This is a genomic window from Neobacillus sp. S1115 (genome assembly GCF_055385565.1).
In genome coordinates, this window is the sequence record NZ_AP038275.1 from 2530709 (window position 1) to 2551017 (window position 20309).

General features: G+C 41.9%; 20 protein-coding genes and 1 other annotated feature. Of the genes, 18 read left to right on the forward strand and 2 right to left on the reverse strand.

The window, feature by feature from the left end; all coding sequences use genetic code 11:
• Positions 1 to 25 precede the first annotated feature (25 nt).
• The 13 genes from ACZ5B7_RS12290 (at position 26) to ACZ5B7_RS12350 (ending at position 12804) form a co-directional block, all read left to right on the forward strand.
• A complete protein-coding gene (locus tag ACZ5B7_RS12290; protein ID WP_464493942.1) occupies positions 26 to 1216 on the forward strand; it encodes a thiolase family protein in 1191 nt (396 codons plus the stop codon).
• A 15-nt stretch (positions 1217 to 1231) separates the two neighbouring features.
• On the forward strand, positions 1232 to 1612 hold the full coding sequence (locus ACZ5B7_RS12295) for a PaaI family thioesterase (RefSeq protein WP_423802073.1): 381 nt from the start codon (positions 1232 to 1234) through the stop codon (positions 1610 to 1612).
• 53 nt (positions 1613 to 1665) lie between these two features.
• Positions 1666 to 2040, forward strand: a complete 375-nt coding sequence (locus ACZ5B7_RS12300) for a PaaI family thioesterase (protein WP_464493943.1) — start codon at positions 1666 to 1668, stop codon at positions 2038 to 2040.
• A 291-nt stretch (positions 2041 to 2331) separates the two neighbouring features.
• The gene (locus ACZ5B7_RS12305) at positions 2332 to 3537 is read left to right on the forward strand and encodes an acyl-CoA dehydrogenase (RefSeq protein ID WP_464493944.1); all 1206 of its coding nucleotides are present in this window, start codon (positions 2332 to 2334) and stop codon (positions 3535 to 3537) included.
• A gap of 22 nt (positions 3538 to 3559) precedes the next feature.
• Positions 3560 to 4333, forward strand: a complete 774-nt coding sequence (locus ACZ5B7_RS12310) for an SDR family oxidoreductase (RefSeq protein ID WP_213140399.1) — start codon at positions 3560 to 3562, stop codon at positions 4331 to 4333.
• 48 nt (positions 4334 to 4381) lie between these two features.
• Positions 4382 to 5551, forward strand: a complete 1170-nt coding sequence (locus tag ACZ5B7_RS12315) for a thiolase family protein (protein WP_464493945.1) — start codon at positions 4382 to 4384, stop codon at positions 5549 to 5551.
• Positions 5552 to 5709: 158 nt separating this feature from the next.
• Positions 5710 to 6294 (forward strand): TetR/AcrR family transcriptional regulator, encoded by a 585-nt coding sequence (locus ACZ5B7_RS12320; RefSeq protein ID WP_423802077.1) that lies wholly within the window; start codon positions 5710 to 5712, stop codon positions 6292 to 6294.
• A 26-nt stretch (positions 6295 to 6320) separates the two neighbouring features.
• Positions 6321 to 7997, forward strand: coding sequence for a long-chain fatty acid--CoA ligase (locus tag ACZ5B7_RS12325; RefSeq protein WP_423802078.1), 1677 nt, complete (start codon positions 6321 to 6323; stop codon positions 7995 to 7997).
• An 81-nt stretch (positions 7998 to 8078) separates the two neighbouring features.
• Positions 8079 to 8942, forward strand: coding sequence for a branched-chain amino acid ABC transporter permease (locus tag ACZ5B7_RS12330; protein ID WP_213140395.1), 864 nt, complete (start codon positions 8079 to 8081; stop codon positions 8940 to 8942).
• Positions 8942 to 9970 (forward strand): branched-chain amino acid ABC transporter permease, encoded by a 1029-nt coding sequence (locus ACZ5B7_RS12335; RefSeq protein ID WP_213140394.1) that lies wholly within the window; start codon positions 8942 to 8944, stop codon positions 9968 to 9970. Before ACZ5B7_RS12330 ends, ACZ5B7_RS12335 begins: the two co-directional genes overlap by 1 nt.
• 2 nt (positions 9971 to 9972) lie before the next feature.
• Positions 9973 to 10740 (forward strand): ABC transporter ATP-binding protein, encoded by a 768-nt coding sequence (locus tag ACZ5B7_RS12340; RefSeq protein ID WP_213140393.1) that lies wholly within the window; start codon positions 9973 to 9975, stop codon positions 10738 to 10740.
• Positions 10733 to 11440: an ABC transporter ATP-binding protein gene (locus ACZ5B7_RS12345; RefSeq protein ID WP_464493946.1), complete on the forward strand. Its 708-nt coding sequence runs from the start codon at positions 10733 to 10735 to the stop codon at positions 11438 to 11440. Before ACZ5B7_RS12340 ends, ACZ5B7_RS12345 begins: the two co-directional genes overlap by 8 nt.
• Before the next feature lie 149 nt (positions 11441 to 11589).
• The gene (locus ACZ5B7_RS12350) at positions 11590 to 12804 is read left to right on the forward strand and encodes an ABC transporter substrate-binding protein (protein WP_464493947.1); all 1215 of its coding nucleotides are present in this window, start codon (positions 11590 to 11592) and stop codon (positions 12802 to 12804) included.
• 70 nt (positions 12805 to 12874) lie between these two features.
• On the opposite strand, the gene ACZ5B7_RS12355 is transcribed toward ACZ5B7_RS12350, so the two are convergent.
• Positions 12875 to 14404 (reverse strand): 2-isopropylmalate synthase, encoded by a 1530-nt coding sequence (locus tag ACZ5B7_RS12355; protein WP_464493948.1) that lies wholly within the window; start codon positions 14402 to 14404, stop codon positions 12875 to 12877.
• A 42-nt stretch (positions 14405 to 14446) separates the two neighbouring features.
• Positions 14447 to 14680: a binding site (T-box leader), on the reverse strand.
• Positions 14681 to 14834: 154 nt separating this feature from the next.
• On the opposite strand from ACZ5B7_RS12355, the gene ACZ5B7_RS12360 reads away from it, so the two are divergent.
• From ACZ5B7_RS12360 to ACZ5B7_RS12380, 5 genes are read left to right on the forward strand one after another with little or no spacing between them, the layout of a single operon-like run.
• Positions 14835 to 15620, forward strand: a complete 786-nt coding sequence (locus ACZ5B7_RS12360) for an IclR family transcriptional regulator (RefSeq protein WP_464493949.1) — start codon at positions 14835 to 14837, stop codon at positions 15618 to 15620.
• 55 nt (positions 15621 to 15675) lie between these two features.
• Complete coding sequence (locus ACZ5B7_RS12365) at positions 15676 to 16977, forward strand: acetyl-CoA hydrolase/transferase family protein (protein WP_464493950.1); 1302 nt, start codon at positions 15676 to 15678, stop codon at positions 16975 to 16977.
• Between the two features lie 29 nt (positions 16978 to 17006).
• Entirely contained in the window at positions 17007 to 17918 is a 912-nt protein-coding gene (locus tag ACZ5B7_RS12370; RefSeq protein WP_464493951.1) for an SDR family NAD(P)-dependent oxidoreductase, read from the forward strand.
• Between the two features lie 43 nt (positions 17919 to 17961).
• Positions 17962 to 18366, forward strand: a complete 405-nt coding sequence (locus ACZ5B7_RS12375; protein ID WP_464493952.1) for a PaaI family thioesterase — start codon at positions 17962 to 17964, stop codon at positions 18364 to 18366.
• A gap of 23 nt (positions 18367 to 18389) precedes the next feature.
• Positions 18390 to 19568, forward strand: coding sequence for an acyl-CoA dehydrogenase family protein (locus ACZ5B7_RS12380; RefSeq protein WP_464493953.1), 1179 nt, complete (start codon positions 18390 to 18392; stop codon positions 19566 to 19568).
• Positions 19569 to 19632: 64 nt separating this feature from the next.
• Here the strand turns inward: ACZ5B7_RS12380 and ACZ5B7_RS12385 are convergent, their stop codons facing one another.
• Complete coding sequence (locus ACZ5B7_RS12385; protein ID WP_213115925.1) at positions 19633 to 20229, reverse strand: TetR/AcrR family transcriptional regulator; 597 nt, start codon at positions 20227 to 20229, stop codon at positions 19633 to 19635.
• Between the last annotated feature and the right edge of the window lie 80 nt (positions 20230 to 20309).

The following is a 20309-nucleotide window of genomic DNA, read 5'->3' on the forward strand; positions in this document are numbered from 1 at the left end:
TTAATCTAGGGACAGGTGATTTAATATGCAAAATGATATTGTCATTTTAAGTGCAGTAAGAACACCAGTAGGGAGATATGGCGGCACAATAAAAAGTCTTAATTCCGGGCAGTTGGCAGCGGTTGCGATTAAAGAGGCTATTGATCGCGCCGGTATTAAGCCTGAGCAAGTCGATGAAGTGATTTTAGGAGAGGTTAGACAAACGACAGAATCCTCCAATGTAGCCAGAGTCGCTGCGCTTCGGGCTGGGGTTCCGGAAACAGCTCCGGCATTTACGATTAACCGTTTGTGTGCCTCAGGAATGCAGGCAGTTGCTTCAGGGGCGCAGCAAATTGCATTTGGTCAAGCCGATATTGTAGTCGCTGGGGGAACTGAAAGCCTCAGTAATGCTCCTGTTTACCTAAGAAACTCCCGTTTTGGCGGTGACAATCCAAAGCTGGTTGATTCCAATGCAGAGGCTGGCCAACAGCCTCAGGAAACATACGGCAGCGGGCTTGGAATGGGAATAACGGCGGAAAATGTCGCTGAAAGATTTTCGATTTCTCGCGAGGACCAGGATGCATTTGCGCTAGAAAGTCAGCGTAGAGCAGCAGCTGCCATTAGTGAGAAACGCTTTGCGGACGAAATTGTCCCTGTAGAAGTTAAAGGGAAAAAAGGGTCCGTTTGGTTTACGGAGGACGAACATCCAAGACCTGATACAACCATCGAGGCATTAAGCCGCCTAAAGCCGGCGTTTAAACAAAATGGCACGGTTACGGCTGGTAATGCCTGCGGGCGGAATGACGGGGCAGCTGCGCTTGTATTAACATCAGGCAGCCATGCCGAGAAATTAGGCTTAAAACCGATGGCGCGAATTGTCGATTGGACAGCTGTTGGTGTATCACCTGAAGTTATGGGCATCGGCCCGGTTCCAGCAGTGAAAAAACTCCTTGAACGTACAGGCTTAACGCTTGACGAGATTAGTTTAATCGAACTGAATGAAGCGTTCGCTTCGCAATCACTTGCAGTTATTCGTGAGTTAAACTTAGATTCGTCCCGAGTGAATGTCAACGGTGGTGCAATTGCTTTGGGCCATCCGCTTGGTGCCACGGGTGCGAAGATTATGACGACTCTGATTTATGAATTGAAACGCCGTGGTGAAAAATACGGAATTGCCACTCTTTGTGTTGGCGGCGGCCAAGGAATGGCAATCCTGGTTGAAGCAGTTAATCAATAGGAAAGGGCAGGAAAAGTGAAATTACCAGTGACGAGATCGACATTTTTTGAATACTTGGGTTTTAACAGTACTAAAACCGACACGTTTCATCTTGATTTGCCGCTTCAGACTATTTTGCTGCAGGATGATGGCACTGTCCATCCGGGCGTTTTTTCCACAATGCTGGATATTTCCATGGGGGCGACTGCCTCCCTGGAAACAAATTCGTTTGCAACGACGATAAACCTTAACGTGTCCTTTTTTGACCTAAGTCCGAAAGAAAACTATCATGCGAAAACAAATATACTGAATATCGAGGAAAAAGTCATAACAGCCGAGGGAATCGTTTATGGGCAGGATGGTGCTGTTGCTGCCAAGGCTATAGGCATGTTCAAGGCAAGTCCTATTAAACAATGAAGAAATTGAAAGGTGGTGATAGGGTGTCCCGATTGGATTGGGAGATATATGAAATGATGGAAAGGAGTCCATTTTTCAAGCATATCGGATTTGAACTCGTAAATTCCTCAGAGGAAGAGATTTTGCTGAAGCTTTCAATAAAAACCGACCTGCTAAATACGAATAAAAGCCTGCATGGAGGAGTTCACGCCTCGATGCTTGATACGGTGCAATCAATTGTTCTCCGTTCCGTATATCAATGCCCGGTTACAGCTATGAATCTGGATGTTCACTATTTTGCTCCAGCAAATACCGGTCATCTTTTTGCAAGGGCTAAACTTCTCCAAAAGGGCTATAAAATAGCTGTGCTGGAAGCGGAAATTATTGACGAGAATGCAACATTAATTGCCAAAGGAACCGGTACCTATAAGATAGTCAGAAATGCATAGAGAAGAAATTTCTAAATATTATTTTCAAAAAATTTCGACTAAAAATAGTAGATTAATATAGAAATTTCTATCACTGTGTGTCCATGCTGATCTATTATAAATCAGCTAAATTACGGCATTTTATAGCAATTTGAAAAGATGCCCCTAAAAAATATTCAAAAAATATGATTCTACTATAACGATGAGAAAATTGTCGAAAATATCGAATTGAATATTCGAAAAATTTTTAATAATATTAGGTTATTCGACATACCAACTAGTTAGTATGTAGAAAAAAGAGGAGTGGTAAGGATGAATTTTAGTTATTCCGATAAGGTAGTAGAATTGCAAAAAAAACTTACTGAATTTATGGAAGAGTATATTTATCCAAATGAAAAGCTCTATCATGATCAAATTGATAAAAACGATCCATTTTCAAAGATCCCGCCGATCATGGAAGAATTAAAAGAAAAGGCAAAGCAAGCTGGTCTATGGAACTTATTTTTACCAGAGAGTGAATATGGTGCCGGTTTAACGAACCTTGAATATGCACCGCTTTGCGAAATCATGGGACGTGTCCATTTTGCACCAGAAGTGTTTAACTGTGCTGCGCCTGATACCGGAAATATGGAAGTATTGGTCCGTTACGGGACTGAAGAAGATAAAGAAAAATGGCTGAAGCCGTTATTAAATGGCGAAATTCGCTCCTGTTTCTCAATGACTGAGCCGGATGTTGCTTCATCCGATGCTACCAATATTCAAGCAAGTATTGTCCGTGATGGCGATGAATACGTCATCAATGGAACAAAATGGTGGTCATCGGGCGCTGGAGACCCTCGCTGTAAGATTGCGATTGTTATGGGTAAAAATGATCCTGATGCACCAAAACATGAGCAGCAATCGATGATTCTAGTACCGCTCGATTCTCCTGGAGTCACAATCAAACGAGTTACAACTGTATTTGGTTATGACCATGCACCGCATGGCCATGCCGAAATTGAATACAACAATGTTCGTGTACCGGCTTCAAATATGCTTTGGGGCGAAGGTAAAGGTTTCGCAATCGCGCAGGGACGTCTAGGACCTGGAAGAATTCATCATTGCATGAGAACCATCGGTGCAGCTGAACGTGCACTTGAGCTTCTTTGCAAACGCGTTCAGGAACGGACAGCATTCGGTAAAAAAATTGCCGAGCAAGGCGTAGTTCAAGAATGGATTGCCGAAGCGAGAATCGAAATCGAGCAGGCCCGTTTACTTACATTGAAAGCGGCCTACATGATGGATACAGTTGGAAATAAAGAGGCAAAAGGCGAAATTGCCATGATTAAAGTGGTTGCGCCTAACATGGCATTAAAGATAATTGACCGTGCCATTCAGGCATTTGGCGCCGCCGGTGTAAGCCAGGACACTCCTCTTGCCGCAAGTTGGGCCAATATCCGTACACTAAGACTTGCTGATGGTCCGGATGAAGTGCATAAGCGTGCGATTGCCCGCTATGAATTGAAAAAATACCGTTAATCGTATTAGGAGGAAAAAATAGATGCATGTTAAAGAGCTTTTTGATTTAACAGGTAAAGTCGCCATTGTAACAGGCGGCGGCCGAGGTCTTGGGCAGCAAATTGCTGAAGGATTTGCGGAGGCAGGCGCCAATGTAGTGGTCTGTTCCCGTAAACTTGAGGCCTGTGAGGAAGTAAGTGAAGGCTTAAAAAAGATTGGAGTCGAGAGTCTAGCATTAAAATGTGATGTCTCCAATCCTGAAGATGTTAGAAACGTTGTGGAACGAACAATGGAAAAATTCGGACGCATCGACATTCTTGTCAACAACAGCGGTGCATCTTGGGGAGCGCCTGTCGAGGAAATGCCGCTTGAGGCTTGGAATAAGGTAATGAATACGAATGTTACCGGAACCTTCTTAATGTCCCAGGCAGTCGGAAGAGTGATGATCGAACAAAAGGGCGGCAAAATCATTAATATTGCTTCTGTCGCTGGGCTTCAGGGGTCGAACCCAAAATACATGAATGCAATTGGCTATAACGCTAGCAAAGGGGCAGTTATTACCTTCACAAAGGATTTAGCTGTGAAATGGGGCCAGCATGGTATTTATGTTAATGCAATTGCACCGGGATTCTTCCCAACAAAAATGTCAAAAGGGCTGCTTGATGCTGGTGGTGAAGCCATCTTAGAAGGCACTCCATTACGTAAGTTTGGGACTGATACAGATATGAAAGGTGTAGCGTTGTTCCTGGCATCGCGTGCTTCGGACTTTGTAACCGGGGATATCGTCGTTGTAGACGGCGGCTCACATGTAATGTAAGAAATCAATAGAATCGTAAATATAAAAAAGCAGGAGGGGATTTGCTTAATGAAAAGAGATGCTGTCATTGTTTCGGCAGTTAGAACTGCCATTGGCAGACAGGGAGGCGCACTAGCGAGCGTTCCAGCACATGTTTTTGGAGCTGAAGTAATTAAAGAAGCAGTTAAAAGGGCAAATATCACGCCTGACATGATAGACGACGTTTTTTTGGGAAATGTTTTATCAGGCGGTGGAAATATTGCGAGATTAACTGCATTGCAAACGGGACTATCCATCGAAATTCCGGGCGTGACAGTCGATAGGCAGTGTGGATCTGGAATTAATGCTATTAATCTAGCAGCCCAGGCAATTAAAGCTGGGGATGGAGATATCTATATTGCCGGCGGAACAGAAAGTATGAGCCGTGCTCCTTACTTGATGGACCGGCCGGAAAAACCGTATGGTGCGAATCCTCCAAGTTTCCGGAAATCGCAGCTCTCTCCTAAAGAAATAGGCGATCCGCCAATGGGGATTACGGCCGAAAATCTCGTGAAAAAATACAATATTACACGGGAAGAGCAGGACGCATTCGCGCTCCAAAGCCAGCAACGTATGAAAGCTGCCATGGAGGAAGGACGCTTTGATGAGCAAATCGTTCCTATCACTATACCTGTTAGAAAAGGTGAGCCGATTGTTTTCAATAGTGATGAGCATCCAAGGCCGGAAACGACCATTGAGGGTTTGGCAAAGCTTCCGCCAGCATTCCTCCAAGATGGAACAGTCACAGCAGGCAGCAGCTCAGGCCTAAATGATGCTGCATCGGCCTTAGTTATCATGTCACGGGAAAAAGCAGAGGAATTAAATTTAACTCCACTAGCGGTTATCCGTCACTATGCAGTCGCCGGTGTTGACCCGAATATCATGGGAATCGGCCCTGTTCCGGCTGTTAGAAAGGTTCTTGAAAAATCAGGATTATCCATAGAAGACATGGACTTAATCGAAATCAATGAAGCTTTTGCCGCTCAAGTAATTGCTTGCAACCGCGAGCTTGAAATGAATATGGAAAAAGTCAATGTTAACGGAGGGGCCATCGCCCATGGCCACCCGCTGGGAGCAACAGGTGCCATCCTCGTCACCAAAGCCTGCTACGAACTAAAACGCACCGGCGGAAGATATGCCCTTATCACTGCCTGCATTGGCGGCGGCCAAGGAATCGCAACAATCATCGAGAGCGAATAAAAACAAGGTACTGACTGTGGTGGTACTCATCTAGGTGTCAGGCACCAAACTTGACCAAACGCCTTATTGAAAGGGGAAAAGTCAATCTTGGTGTCAGACGCCACCTACCATATTCCACTACAGCAGCACTTTGGTTTTAATGCTGAAAGGATAAACCGATGAAGCGAAAGATAATGGAGACGGGGATTTTACTATTCGATAAAAACGGGTTTAAGTCAACTTCGGTACAGGATATTGTCCAGGAACTTGGTGTAACAAAGGGTACATTTTATTATTATTTCAGCAGTAAAGAGGAATTGTTAAAGGAAATTCACCTGTTGTATATTGAGTCAATAATCAAACAGCAGGAAGAAATTATGAATAATTCTTCGTACGATTTTGCCAAAAAACTGCATGAGATTATCTTAATGCAGATTAGCACCATTAGAATCGAACTGAGAAGTGCCCGGATATTTACCAGAGAAATGCGGCATTTAAGCAGAGATAATTTCCTAGAAATCAAGGAAAAACGAAGCGCATTTCGTCATAATGTCCAAAAATTAATTGAAGAAGGTATTACACAAGGAATCCTCCAAAAGGGCCGCGCCGATATAATAACAATGGCTATCCTTGGCATGACCAACTGGAGCTATTATTGGTTCAACCCGGAGGGAGAAGTCCCTGAAGAAAGGGTTGCGGATATATTTCTTGACCTTATTTTAAACGGAATAAGCAATGACAGCGTTTACACACCTAACATCTAGCATTCTTGCAAAAGGAGAGATCGAGATTGTTAACTCTTCATTATCAACATTGGCCAAATATCCCAAAATCATTGAATGTCCCTGCCACTTCACTCTATGACAATCTTAGAGTAAGTGCAAGCCGATATCCTGATCAGGATGCTATCTTCTACTATGGGAATAAATTGACTTACCAGCAATTAGATGAAGAAGTAAATGCCCTGGCCGGATACTTAGAGCATAAGTTAGACGTAAAAAAAGGGGACAAAGTCCTGCTCTTTATGCAAAATTCCCCGCAATTTGTGATTGGTTTCTACGCCATTTTAAGGGCCAACGCTGTTGTAGTCCCAATTAACCCAATGCTGGTTGCGGATGAACTGGAATTTTACATTCGCGACTGCGGAATTAAAACAGCAATCGCCGGACAAGAACTCTTAGACCGAGTTCAGCCCCTGTTAGGAAAAACCTCCTTGGAGCACCTGCTCCTTGCAGCCTATTCAGATTATATTGGTGAAGGCTTTGAAAAAATGCTTCCAAAAGAGGTGGAGGCACCAAGATTAGTGGTGAACAATCCTAATCATTACAACTGGGTTGATGCGATTCAGGCAAATCTCACTCCGTCGGAACATACGGCAAAAGGTGACGATTTGGCTGTTATGCCCTACACATCAGGGACAACAGGTCTTCCAAAAGGTTGTATGCATACTAACCGGTCAGTCAATGCGAATACTGTAGGCTGCTACCACTGGTCCTCTACAACACCAAATGCCATCCATCTGATGACCTTGCCGCTTTTCCATGTGACGGGTATGGTGCACAGCATGCACATGCCAATTTTCAGCGGCAGTATGATGGTCATTATGACGAGGTGGAATCGGGATGCAGCAGTGGAACTAATAAAGAGCTTAGGCTGCACCCATTGGGTCACAATCGCTACCATGATTGTCGATTTTCTTGCCAATCCAAATCTGAAGGTGGAGGACATTGCGTCCTTAACCTATCTTGCTGGTGGAGGAGCAGCTCTTCCAGAAGCGGTTGGTGAAAAATTATTTAACCTGACGGGATTGCGATTTGTCGAAGGCTACGGTCTTTCAGAAACGATTGCCCAGACCCATTTCAATCCGCCGAATCGACCAAAAATGCAGTGTCTTGGAATCCCTTCCTATGATGTCGATGCTAGAATTATTGAGCCGTCAACTGGAAAGGAACTTGGTGTCGGTGAAGTCGGTGAAATTATTGTCAATGGACCGCAGGTAATGGTTGGCTACTATAACCGCGATGACGAAAACCGGGAAGCATACCTTGAGATTGATGGGAAAAGGTTTTTCCGTACTGGGGATATTGGCCGTTTTGATGAAGATGGATATTTCTTTATGGTCGATCGTGTTAAACGCATGATTAATGCCTCCGGATTCAAGGTATGGCCAACTGAAGTTGAGTCATACCTTTACAAGCACCCTGCTATTCAGCAAGCTTGCGTCGTGGGAGTACCAGATCCTAGAAGAGGGGAAAACGTAAAAGCCTTCGTCATCTTAAATGAAGGGTATGAAGGCAAAGTCAGCGAGGATGAAATTATCGAGTGGTCCAAGCATCACATGGCCGCCTATAAATATCCACGCATGATTGAGTTCAGAGAGGTGTTTCCAATGACCTCCAGCGGCAAAATTCTCTGGCGCACCCTTCAGGAGGAAGAAAATGAAAAGGTTCAGAATCAGGTCCATTAAAACGTTTATGATCAAGAGGGCTGACATTAGAGAAGGCACCTCTTGAAAAAATTATACTAACTAAAACAAAGGAGGAGAGCAATGGATATTCTTATTCAGCAGTTGTTTAACGGTTTAACCATAGGGAGTGTTTACGCACTGGTAGCTTTGGGCTTAACCCTAGTTTATGGGATTTTGCACATTCCAAACTTTGCTCATGGTGCACTATACATGATGGGCGGATACATAACGCTAACCATGATGACCAAATTCGGACTTAATTACTGGATTGCAATCTTTGTTTCAATTATTGTTGTCGGTATTATTGGTGTCTTAATGGAAAGGCTGGTCTTTTACCCTCTTCGGGAATCGCCGCCAATCCAAGATAAAATTGCTGCCATAGGTATCCTCTTATTCCTAGAAGCTTTCGCACAATATACCTGGGGAGCAGAATACCAGAGCATGCCATCACCATATGGACAAGTTGTTGAAGTTTTTGGCTTAACACTTACGATGCAGAGAATTCTAATTGTAGTCGCTGCGGTTATCGTTATGATTCTATTAAACCTTTTCTTAAGAAAAACTTATACCGGTTCAACGATCATTGCGATGTCGCAGAATCGTGAAGGTGCAAGCCTTGTTGGGATCAATACAACGCGGGTAGCCATGTTGACCTTTATGATTTCAGGTGGACTTGCAGCTATCGCTGCATCCATATCGGCACCAATCAATCTAGTTTTCCCAGGGATGGGGCAGCTAGTTATCTTAAAAGCGTTTGTCATTATTATTCTTGGTGGAATGGGCAGTATCCCAGGTGCTATTGTCGGAGGTTATATCATAGGTTTCAGCGAAAGCTTGGGAGCGACTTACATTTCAAATGACTATAAGGACATTATTGCCTTTTTTATCCTCGTTATCATTCTTACGGTTAAACCAACCGGATTGTTTTCAAAGGGGGGACATTAATGTCAGCGCTATTTAACAAAAGAAATATTATCATTCTGTTAGTATTGGTTTCTCTTGTGTTTCCGTTAATAACAACAAATACCTATTTGATCCACGTAATGACTCTGGCGTTTATTTGGATGATTGGGGTTTATGGACTTAACTTGCTCGCAGGCTATACCGGTTATCTTTCATTGGCACACGCAGGATTCTTTGCAATCGGAGCATACGGTTTGGGGATTTTAACAGTAAAAGCCCATATGAGTTTCTGGCTTGCTTTTGTCTTATCGCTGTTGATTACTAGTATCCTAGGATTAATTGTAGGTTTGATTGCCCTGAGAACGAAAGAGCACTTTTTCGCAATCTACACATTGTGCTTAGGTTATATTATTTATCTCGTGATTGACAAATGGGAAAGTTTAACAGAGGGTGTTCGTGGTCTGATTGGAATTCCTGCACCTCAAGGCTTTGGCCCAATTACATTCGAGACGGAAAAATCACATTATTACCTGGTATTATTTTTCCTTCTCCTCGTCATTTTGGTTATGTACCGAATTATTCATTCACTGTCTGGAAGATCGTACATTGCGATTCGAAATAGTGAAGATTTAGCACAGACAATTGGGATTTCAACGGGAAGAAATAAATTAACAGTCTTTGTTTTATCTACATTTTTTGCTGGCCTTTCCGGCGCTTTGTATGCATCCTTTGTACGTTTCATCGGCCCAGATATCGGTAATATTGCGATTATCTTTGATTTGCTAACCTACCTTATTGTTGGTGGTATCGGAACACTTACCGGTCCAATTATCGGGACTTTGCTTGTTATTTGGCTTTCACAGATGCTACAGGATTTTCAGCAGTACCGCATGCTCATTTTCGGACCACTTCTAACGCTGCTCGTTATTTTTTATCCGCGCGGAATCGTTGGCGGCGTCACAGACATCTACCGAAAGCGCATGGCCAAGAAAGAAAAGCAGCTGGCAGACAAGAAGGAATCGTATATTCAAAGCGACCTGCGGGCTAAAAATCAGGTTAAGGAGGGGTAGGCATGATTTTTTTAGAGACAAAAAACCTGACAAAAAAATTCGGCGGCAACGTGGCAGTCAACAATGTCGATTTCTCGGTTGAAAAAGGAAAGATCAATGCCATCATTGGTCCCAATGGTGCAGGAAAATCTACATTTTTCAACTTAATTAGCGGCTTCCATAGTCCAAGCTCAGGTCAAGTTATTTTCAAAGGCCAGGATATTACTAAACTGCCTTCCAATAAAATAGCTGAACTTGGGGTAGCACGGACGTTCCAAACCACCAATCTTTTTGACCAAGCAACCGTGTTGGACAATGTTATTGTCGGGCATCGCTTGCGTACAAAATCCAATCTCTTTGATGCTATATTGAGAACTTCTAGGCTCAAGAAGGAAGAGGAACAATGTCGTGATAAAGCGATGGAAGTCCTTGAATTCGTTGGTTTAGAGCATTTAGCAGGTAAACTGGCCGGGGGGTTAACACAGGAAGAGAAGAAACGAACAGCGTTCGCGTTAGCACTTGCCACTGACCCGGAAATCGTCTTTCTTGACGAGCCTGCCGGCGGGGTGAATCCAAGCGAAACAGATGGCCTGGCTGAATTAATGCAGAAGATGGTCGATAAAGGGATTACGGTCTGTTTGATTGAACATAAGATGCAAATGATCATGAGAATAGCCCATAAAATCATGGTCCTTAACTACGGTGAAAAAATCGCCGAAGGAAGACCGGATGAAATTCGTAATAACGAGACGGTCATTAAGGCTTATTTGGGAGGGAGTGCCAGTGCTTAAACTTGATAATGTCTCTGTCAAATACGGAAGCTTTACTGCCGTTCATGACATTAATATTGAGGTAAATGTGGGTGAAATCGTTGTATTGTTAGGCTCAAATGGTGCCGGAAAGAGTACAACTTTCCGGGCCATCAGCGGCCTTAACAAACCATCAACAGGTGAGATTATTTTTGAAGGCAAGAATTTAAATAAGGCGTCTGCCGACCAAACAGTTGCATGGGGAATTGGCCAGTGCCCGGAAGGAAGAAAGCTATTTCATGCCATGTCTGTGGAAGAAAATCTAAAAATGGGTGCTTATGTCCATCGCCGGAAGAAAGATCAAATCAAGCACTCGCTGGAGCATGTGTATGAATTGTTCCCGATTTTAAAGGACAAGCGCCACGATCCAGCTGGTTCTTTGAGCGGAGGACAGCAGCAAATGGTGGCCATCGGCAGAGCACTCATGTCAAAGCCGAAGCTAATGTTATTGGACGAGCCTTCGATTGGTCTGGCTCCATTAGTCGTTGAACAAATGTTTGAGGTTATCCAAAAAATTAATAAAGAGGGAACAACTATTCTATTAGCCGAACAAAATGCCAATGCAGCGTTAAAAATCGCTGATAAAGGCTACGTGTTTGAAAACGGAACAATTGTCCTTAAAGGTACGTCTGCAGAATTGTTTGCTAACGATGAGGTAAGAAAAGCCTACATCGGTGCATAAAAATGCGGGTCCAGCGGTGTTGATCTTAAGCTCTAACGCTGGATCCGGAAATCTTAATTAGTTTTCCAATCTCTAAAAGGGGGTGGTCTTCAGATTAAACGATTAATTCTCTGTCCAAAATTTCCAAAAAATTTTTAGGGGGAAAACCAATGAAAAAAATGAAATCGGTATTTATGTTAATTTTTACTTTCGTAATGATATTCAGCCTTGCCGCTTGTAACAGCACAAGCGAGAAGACTGCTGGAAATAAGTCTGCTTCAGGCGGCGGAGACAGCAAATCCGGGGATGCTGGAACGATTAACATTGGTTACTCTGGGCCATTAAGCGGACCTGCTGCGTTCTACGGCGAGCGTACATTGAACGGCGTTAAAATGGCAGTAGAAGAACTTAACGGTGCTGGCGGTATCGAAGTTAGCGGCAAAAAGTACAAGTTTAATATTGTCTCTCTTGACGATAAATACCTGCCAAACGAAACAGGTGCAAACGCAAAGAGATTGCTTCAGGAAAACAAGACGCCAATCATCTTCACTCCACACAGCGGCGGCGTATTTGCAATGCAGGTTTTCAACCAGCAGGATAAATTCATCATTGGTGCTTACACAAGTGAACCGAAAGTATCTGAAGTTGGCAATAAGCTGACTGTACGTATTCCTCCACGTTACGATGGTTATTTAAAGCCATTTACAGAGTATGAAATGGAGAAATTCGGTAAGAAAATCGCGTTCCTTCCAACTGCTTCTCAGTACGGCAAGGATTGGTCTGAAAAGCTGAAGCCTTATTGGGAAAAACAAGGCGGCAAGGTTGTCTTCGAATCTGCAATTGACTTTGCAAAAGAAACAGACTTCTTTACAGTTGTAACGAACGCATTGAAAGAAAAGCCAGATGTTCTATTTGTCGGCGGTCCTTCTGAGCCAACTGCTAAAGTTATCAAGCAGGCTCGTGAACTTGGCTTTAAAGGTGGTTTCATCGTGATGGACCAAGCCAAAATGGACGAAATGAAGAAAGTAACAGGTTCATATGATATGTTAAATGGTGCAATCGGTGTAATGCCATTGGCTGAGTCTAAAATCAGCCCGGTTATTCCTGATTTTGTGAAGAAATACCAAGAGAAGTATAAGGAAGTTCCAGGTTCTGAAGCAGGTCTAAACTATATTGCCATGTATATCTTTGCAGAAGCAATGAAGGCTTCCGGTTCTGTAGATGATGCAGAGAAAATCCAAGCGGCTATGCAAAAAGGTGTAGAAAATGTTCCTGAAGAGGCAAAAGTTTATATTTTCAACAAATTTGAGGGCGGCGGCTTCGATGGTGATTTAGAAGTTGCAGCGGTTGAAAATGGTAAGATTGTACCTATTAAAGTTAAATAATAACATTTAAAAAACTAGCTCTAAAAATAAATTCCCCCTTGAAGGAAGGTTTTCAAGGGGGAATTTTCATTTATATTAGTGTCTTTACATTTGCAACCTTTAATCGGTTAATAGCATCTATATAGGCATTGGCGCTGGCAACAATGATATCCACGTTAATCGCTCTTCCTGAAACCATTTTATCGTTGTTCCGGACTTTAACAAAGACCTCTCCAATTGAGTCTTTTCCCTTTGATATAGAATTGATTTTATAGTCAATTAACTCAAGCTCGAGGCCAAGCGCTGAATCGATTCCTTTGTAGATAGCATCAATCGGCCCATTTCCATCTCCAATTCCTTCGATATCGGTATTTTCAGCTCCGGTGATGTTGACGAAAGCACGATATTGGTTATGATTTAGGATCTGTAAGCTAAAGTCATTAAACGTAAAGGAAGATGGAACTGCATTTTTTGGCTGGGTTTCCAATAGGGCGATAATATCTTCATCAAAAATATCCTTTTTTCGGTCCGCCAATTCCTTGTATTTTTTGAAAATCTCTTTTAATTGAGTTTCGTTTACCGAATAGCCGAGTTCTTCATATCTCTTTTTAAGCGCATTTCTTCCTGATAGCTTGCCTAGAACTAATTTTGTTTCATTAAAACCAATACTTTCCGGCGTCATGATTTCATATGTTGCCTTATCTTTAATCACGCCATCCTGATGTATCCCGGAAGAATGGGAGTAAGCATTTCCGCCAATTACCGCTTTATTGGGAGGAATGGCAATCCCCGTCAGCCTGCTGATAAGCTTGCTCGTTTTGGCGATTTCTTTAAGTTTGATACCTGTCTGGATGTTGAAGTAATCCTTCCTTGTTTCCAAAAGTGCTGCCACTTCTTCAAGGGCCACGTTTCCAGCCCTCTCACCGATTCCATTAATACAGCCTTCCACCTGGACTGCCCCTGCCTGGATGGCTGCAATGCTATTACTAAGTGCCATCCCTAGGTCATCATGGCAATGACAGCTTAGCCGTACCTTTTCAATACCCTTTGTGTTTTCAAGAACGTATTGAAAAAGTTTCGTATACTCCTCTGGTGTTGTATAACCGACAGTATCAGGAAAATTTAAGACAGTTGCTCCCGCCTCAATGACCTTTTCAGCTACCTCAGAAAGGAATTCAAGCTCGGTACGTGTTGCGTCTTCACAGGAAAATTCGATATGTTTAAAATGCCTTGCGGCATAGGATACGCTTTCGACCGCTTTTTCCAAAACTTGTTCTTTAGTCATACCTAATTTGCGCTCGCGGTGGATAGGAGAGGTAGCGATAAAGATGTGTATGCCCGTATTATCAATATCCTCCAAGGTGTTAATAACAGCATCAATATCATCCTTATTGGTGCGTGCAAGGCTGACCACCATTGGCCCCGAAACTGCTTTGGCAACCGCCCTGATTGCCTCGGCATCACCGGGTGAGGCATTAGCAAATCCTGCTTCAATAATATCAATCCCTAAATTTTCTAACCTTAGGGCAATCTCCACTTTTTCATCCAAATTAAAGCTGACTCCAGGTGTTTGTTCACCGTCTCTTAATGTAGTATCAAAAAAATAAATCCTCTTTTCCATATTTAATCCCTCCTTATAAAAATAAAAATACCTTCACTTAACCTGAGGGGCGCAATTCGCGCGGTACCACCCTCATTCGCTGATCCCTTTGGGAAACAGCCTCGGTAAGTAAAGGTATTACTTAAACAAATGCATAACGGTTTGCAGCCCGTTCTTCCTACTGTTAATTCAGAAGAAAGTCTCCAAGGCGAGACAGATTATTGCTCCTGCCTGTTTGCACCAACCACAGGCTCTCTATAAGGAAAGAATAATCAAACTCCTTTTCATAGACAATTACTAATATTCAGATTTTTAATTTAAACATATGTTACTACATTAAATATTTTTAATCAACATTTTTTTAAAAATAAATTTAATTATTAGAATTGTATGACTTTTTGTTGACGCAATATTTTTTTGTATATAAAATTATATGCAGGGGTGTTTAATAATGGAGAATCAAAAGGTGAAAGAAAAGCGGAAATACTCTGTACCAGCAATTGAAAACGCTATGGAAATTCTTAAATTATTAAGCCGTAATCGCTTCCGGGAGAGTACTGTTACCGAGATTGCAAACGCTTTATCCTTTAATCCAGCGACCTGCTATCGAATTTTGCAAAGCCTTGAAGAATTTTCAATGGTCCGGTACTTAGAAAACAAAAAGAGATATACCTTAGGACCATATTTAGTCGTTCTCGGGGAAAGAGCCAAAGAGCACTTGGACTATTTATCTATTATTATGCCATATCTTGAAAAACTAACAAGAGAAACTGGTATGACTTCTATTCTTGTCAATAAAATTGGGGAGGATAAGGTGGCAATCGTCGCAAAAGTGGAAGCAAGCGATTTTGGCGTCAGCGTATCAGTCGGCCGGCATTTTTCCATAACGGATGGTTCATTCGGCATGTGTTTTCTAGCTCCGCTGGATCAACAGCAAAGGGAGTACTTCTTAAAACAGCAAAAGGGCTTAAAAACATTTTCTGAGGAAGAGGTTCAAACAATCGAAAGGGATATGGAGTTTATTAGAGAAAATGGTTATTCCATCACATACGGAGAGTATATTAAGGGATTAGGCGGAATTGCTGCTCCTATATTCAGCGGGGAAAATACTGTTGAAATGTCGATTGAATTAATCTGCTTTACTTCTCAGTTCGATAAAGAGGACCTTCATTTAAAAGGAATCTTAGTAAAAAGAGCTGCAGAAGACATTAGTAATAGAATTCGAAATCTAACCTAGAGAAAGAAAAAGATTAGGTGAAAAGTGAGTTGGGCTTATTGGTGGTGAACAAAGGGTGGAACCCCAGTCATGGCAAGACCTATATAGAAATCGTCAAACGAATGTAGAACAGGCTATTTTAAACATAAAGTCATCTCAAAAGGTTTTTCTAGCACCATTTTGTAATGAGCCGCAAAGGCTTATTCAGGAGTTGGTGCTACAAAAAGAGAGATTACAAGATGTGATTCTTTATAATGCAGTGATCGGCAGTCCATGTATTTATGCTGATTCATCATGTTATCCCAACTTTCAAATAAGGACTTTTCTAAGTTCACCTCTATTAAAAGGCGCATTTTTACATAATACATGTGACTACTTGCCTGTCAATCTTTCAGAAATTCCAAAGTGGCTTAGCTCACAAAAAATTGATGTGGCCCTTATACAAGTTACACCTCCGAATGAAGAAGGCTACTGTAATCTTGGGTTATCGGTCGATACCGTACAAGCATTAATAAAGCGTGCGGGGTTGGTTATAGCTCAAGTAAATCGAAATCTTCCTTTTACAAATGGAGCAACACTTGTACATGTTTCTGAAATCGATCAATTTGTTTTATCTGACACACCAGTGCTGACATTATCTCGTGGAAATCTTTCTGAAGAAGAAAAAACGATTGGCAGAAATGTCGCAGAACTAATCCCCGATTTTGCAACCATCCAAGTGGGTCTTGGGAAAATTGCAGAAAGTATTCTATTATCTCTAAAAAATAAAAAGGGACTAGGGATCCATTCTGGGTCAATTTCTGACTCGATAATCGAATTGATCAATTTAGGAGTTGTAACAAATGAACAAAAAGAGATTAACCGGTATAAAACGGTATGTACAACGCTGACAGGAACAGAAGATTTATACCGCTATTGTCACAATAACCCGACTATTGAATTATACCCCTCAGATTATACTCATAATGCTGCAGTAATCTCCAACATTAGCAATTTTTATTCAATCAATTCCGCGTTGGAAGTGGATCTATTTGGCCAAATCAATGCGGAGCAAATCGGTAACGTTCCTATAGCTGGTGTTGGCGGACAAATGGATTTTATTCACGGTGCAAGACTTTCTAAGGGCGGTAAGTCGATTATCGCCCTTCCGTCCACAGCAAAGAGAGGAACAGAGTCACGAATTAAGGTTAGAACATCTTATGTTACTTCTGTAAAGTCAGAAATCGACTATGTGGTAACAGAGTTTGGAATTGCCTCATTATTTGGAAAATCACTTCAAGAACGTGCAAAAGAATTAGTTTCCATCGCACATCCGCAATTTCGGGAAAAATTATTAGCAGAATTTGAAAGGGAATTCATGAAGAAAGTTATTTATTAAAATTTAAAAATGGAAGGGTTGAGCTGAAGATGAAAAAATTAGAAAATAAAGTCGCGATTGTTACAGGTGCAGGACGAGGAATTGGCCGGGAGATTGCATTGTTATTGGCAAAAGAAGGTGCAAAAGTAGTTGTCAATGACTTGGGTGGCGGTGCAGACGGGAAGGGCAATAACGCAAAAGTAGCGGACGAAGTGGTCCAGGAGATAAGAGAGGCAGGCGGAACAGCTGCAGCAAACTATGATTCAGTGGCTGAATTTGAAAATGCCGGCAATATTGTTCAAACAGCATTAAATGAATTTGGACGGTTAGATATTGTGGTGAATAATGCGGGGATTTTAAGGGACCGCATGGTTTTCAAAATGAGTGAAGAAGAATGGGATTCCGTTATAGCTGTCCATTTAAAAGGCTCCTTCAACATGACAAGAGTAGCTGCACCGATTTTTAAAGAACAAAAAGGAGGAAGATTTATTAACTTTACCTCTACATCCGGTTTAATCGGTAACGTCGGGCAGGCAAACTATGCTGCAGCAAAATTAGGGATTGCGGGCCTGACAAAAATTACAGCCTTAGATATGGCACGCTATAATGTAACAGCAAATGCGGTGGCCCCCTTTGCTTGGAGCCGATTAATCGGTACAATTCCGACTGAAACTGACACTGAAAAGGAAAGGGTGGAAAAATTAAAGCAGATGTCACCTGCTCATATAGCGCCGCTTGTAGCCTTCTTAAGCTCGGATGAATCGGCGGATGTATCAGGACAAATTTTCGGTGTTCGCGGCAAGGAAATCATGGTCTTCTCGCAGCCTCGGCCAGTTCGTTCCGTATACAACTCAGAAGGCTGGTCAATTGATAGCATTAGCGCGATTAAAGGTTCTTTACAATCTGCCTTTACTCCGCTTGAAGTGAGTAAAGATGTTTTTCCATATGAGCCGTTAGTTTAATAGAGTTAGTGAAAATATTTAAATTGAGGTGGAAAATTTGGTAGTGGATTCAAATGAAGAAATTAGAAAAATCTATGAAAACAGTCCATTTAATAATTTATTGGGGATAAAATTAGCAGAATTCGAGGTAGGCAAGGTCGTTTATTCGCTTGAAACAAGACCGTCTCATTTAAATGTGAATCAGGCTATCCATGGCGGGGTGTATTTTACTTTGCTTGATTCTGTAATGGGTGCAACGATCCGTTCAGTGGTTAAGCTCCCAATAGTTACAATAAACACGAGTATCAATTACTTTGCACCAGTGGCTAATGGAGAAACGATGCTGGCAAAGGCAAAGATTATCCAGGAAGGCGGAAGCATTGTAACGGCTGAGGGTACTATTGAAGACGAAAATGGCCATGTTTTTGCAAAGGCGACAGGAACATTTAAAAAAATACGTAACACTTAATTGAAAAAGATGGAGGATTAAAGATGACCATAACCAAAGCGTTTAATCCGCTGAAACAAGACCGTCCTTATTTTACCGAGGAGCATGTCATGTTCCGGGATTCTTTACGGAAATTCCTCGAGAAGGAAGCTATACCATTTTATGAAAAATGGGAAGAGGATCGACTAGTTCCACGGTCATTTTGGACGAAACTGGGTGAAAGTGGTTTTTTATGTCCTGCTGTAAGTGAAGAGTACGGCGGTGCAGGCGGCGATTTTGCTCTTTCGATTATTCTTGCAGAAGAACTCGCACGAATTGGCGGAGGTCTTTCTGGTCCAAGTACACATAGTAATATCATCGTCCCTTATTTAGAATCATTTGGAACAGAAGAGCAAAAACAGAAATATCTTCCGGGCTGCGTAAGCGGGGAAATTATTACGGCAATTGCCATGACCGAACCGGGAACGGGTTCCGATTTAGCCAATATCAGTACAACTGCGGTAAAAGATGGCGAATCCTATATTATTAACGGTCAAAAAACATTCATCACGAACGGAATACATTCTGATTTAATTGTTGTGGCATGCAAAACAGACCCGTATGCAAATCCGCCGCACAAAGGAGTTAGTTTAATTTTAGTGGATAGAGGAACTCCTGGTTTTTCCAGAGGAAGAAAATTGAAAAAGGTTGGTATGCATGCACAGGATACGGCCGAACTCATTTTTGAAGATGTAAAAGTGCCGGTATCCAATTTACTTGGCGAAGAAGGGAAAGGCTTTAGATATTTGATGACAAAGCTCCAGCAGGAACGAATACTAGCTGCCATTGGCGGTCAGGTAGCCGCTGAACGGATGCTGGAATTGACACTTAAATATGTAAAAGAAAGAGAGGCTTTCGGAAAGCCGATTGGGAAGTTTCAGAACACCCAATTTAAACTTGCGGAAATTGCGACACAGGTTCAGCTAGGCCGTACCTTTGTCGATCAATTGATTGTCAGACATCAAAATGGTGAGGATATTGTAACTGAGGTTTCGATGGGCAAATGGTGGATTACGGATATGGCAAGAAGAATTTCGAACGAATGCATGCAGCTCCATGGCGGATACGGATACATGGAAGAATATGAAATTGCCCGCAGATACAGAGACATTGCCGTATCGCCTATCTTCGCTGGCACAAATGAAATCATGAAGGTAATTATCGCAAAACAACTAGGATTATAACAATCAGTGATTCGGAGAGTAAAATAACCCTCCCTTAAATAGAAAGGGAGGGTTTCACCACGATTTAACTTTTCTTAACGACCATTTTAAGAAGATTAGAAGCATAAGATTCTGCAATTTCTTCACCCGTTTGGGGACCATCCTGGTTATACCATTGCTGGATATAGTTGATGGCACTTAGAATAATCATCCGAACCATTTTTGTATCATCAATTTCAAAGACTTGCTTTTCAATGCCCTCATTTAAAATTTTGTCAAAGTAATGGGCGTAATTTCTTCTGGCATCAAGAACTTCATTCAATTGATCATCAGTAAATTTTTGATATGGCTTATCCATGATCATAAACATTGATTTTTCTTTTGTTGAAAGCAGAATATGGGCTTTAATGGCACTTTCCAGCTTTTCAATCGGGTTTAAATCACTGTTTACAACTTCTTCGATTTTTTCAAGACTCAATTCCATGATCATCTGATGGCAGTGATATAGAATATCATCCTTATTTTTAAAATAATAATACATGGAGCCTTTGGTCATCAAAAGCTGTGCTGCTATTTCTTCCATAGTAGTTCCATGGTACCCTTTTTCAGCAAGAACGGCTGCAGCAGAACGTAGGATTTCCCTTTTTTTCTTTGCTATTTTTTGTTCCCTAAATGAAGACATATGACTCACTCCCCTCCCTTTTTATGATGATTAATTAAGTTATTTATTTAAATTGTAGTTTATTTTTTTACTATTAGTTT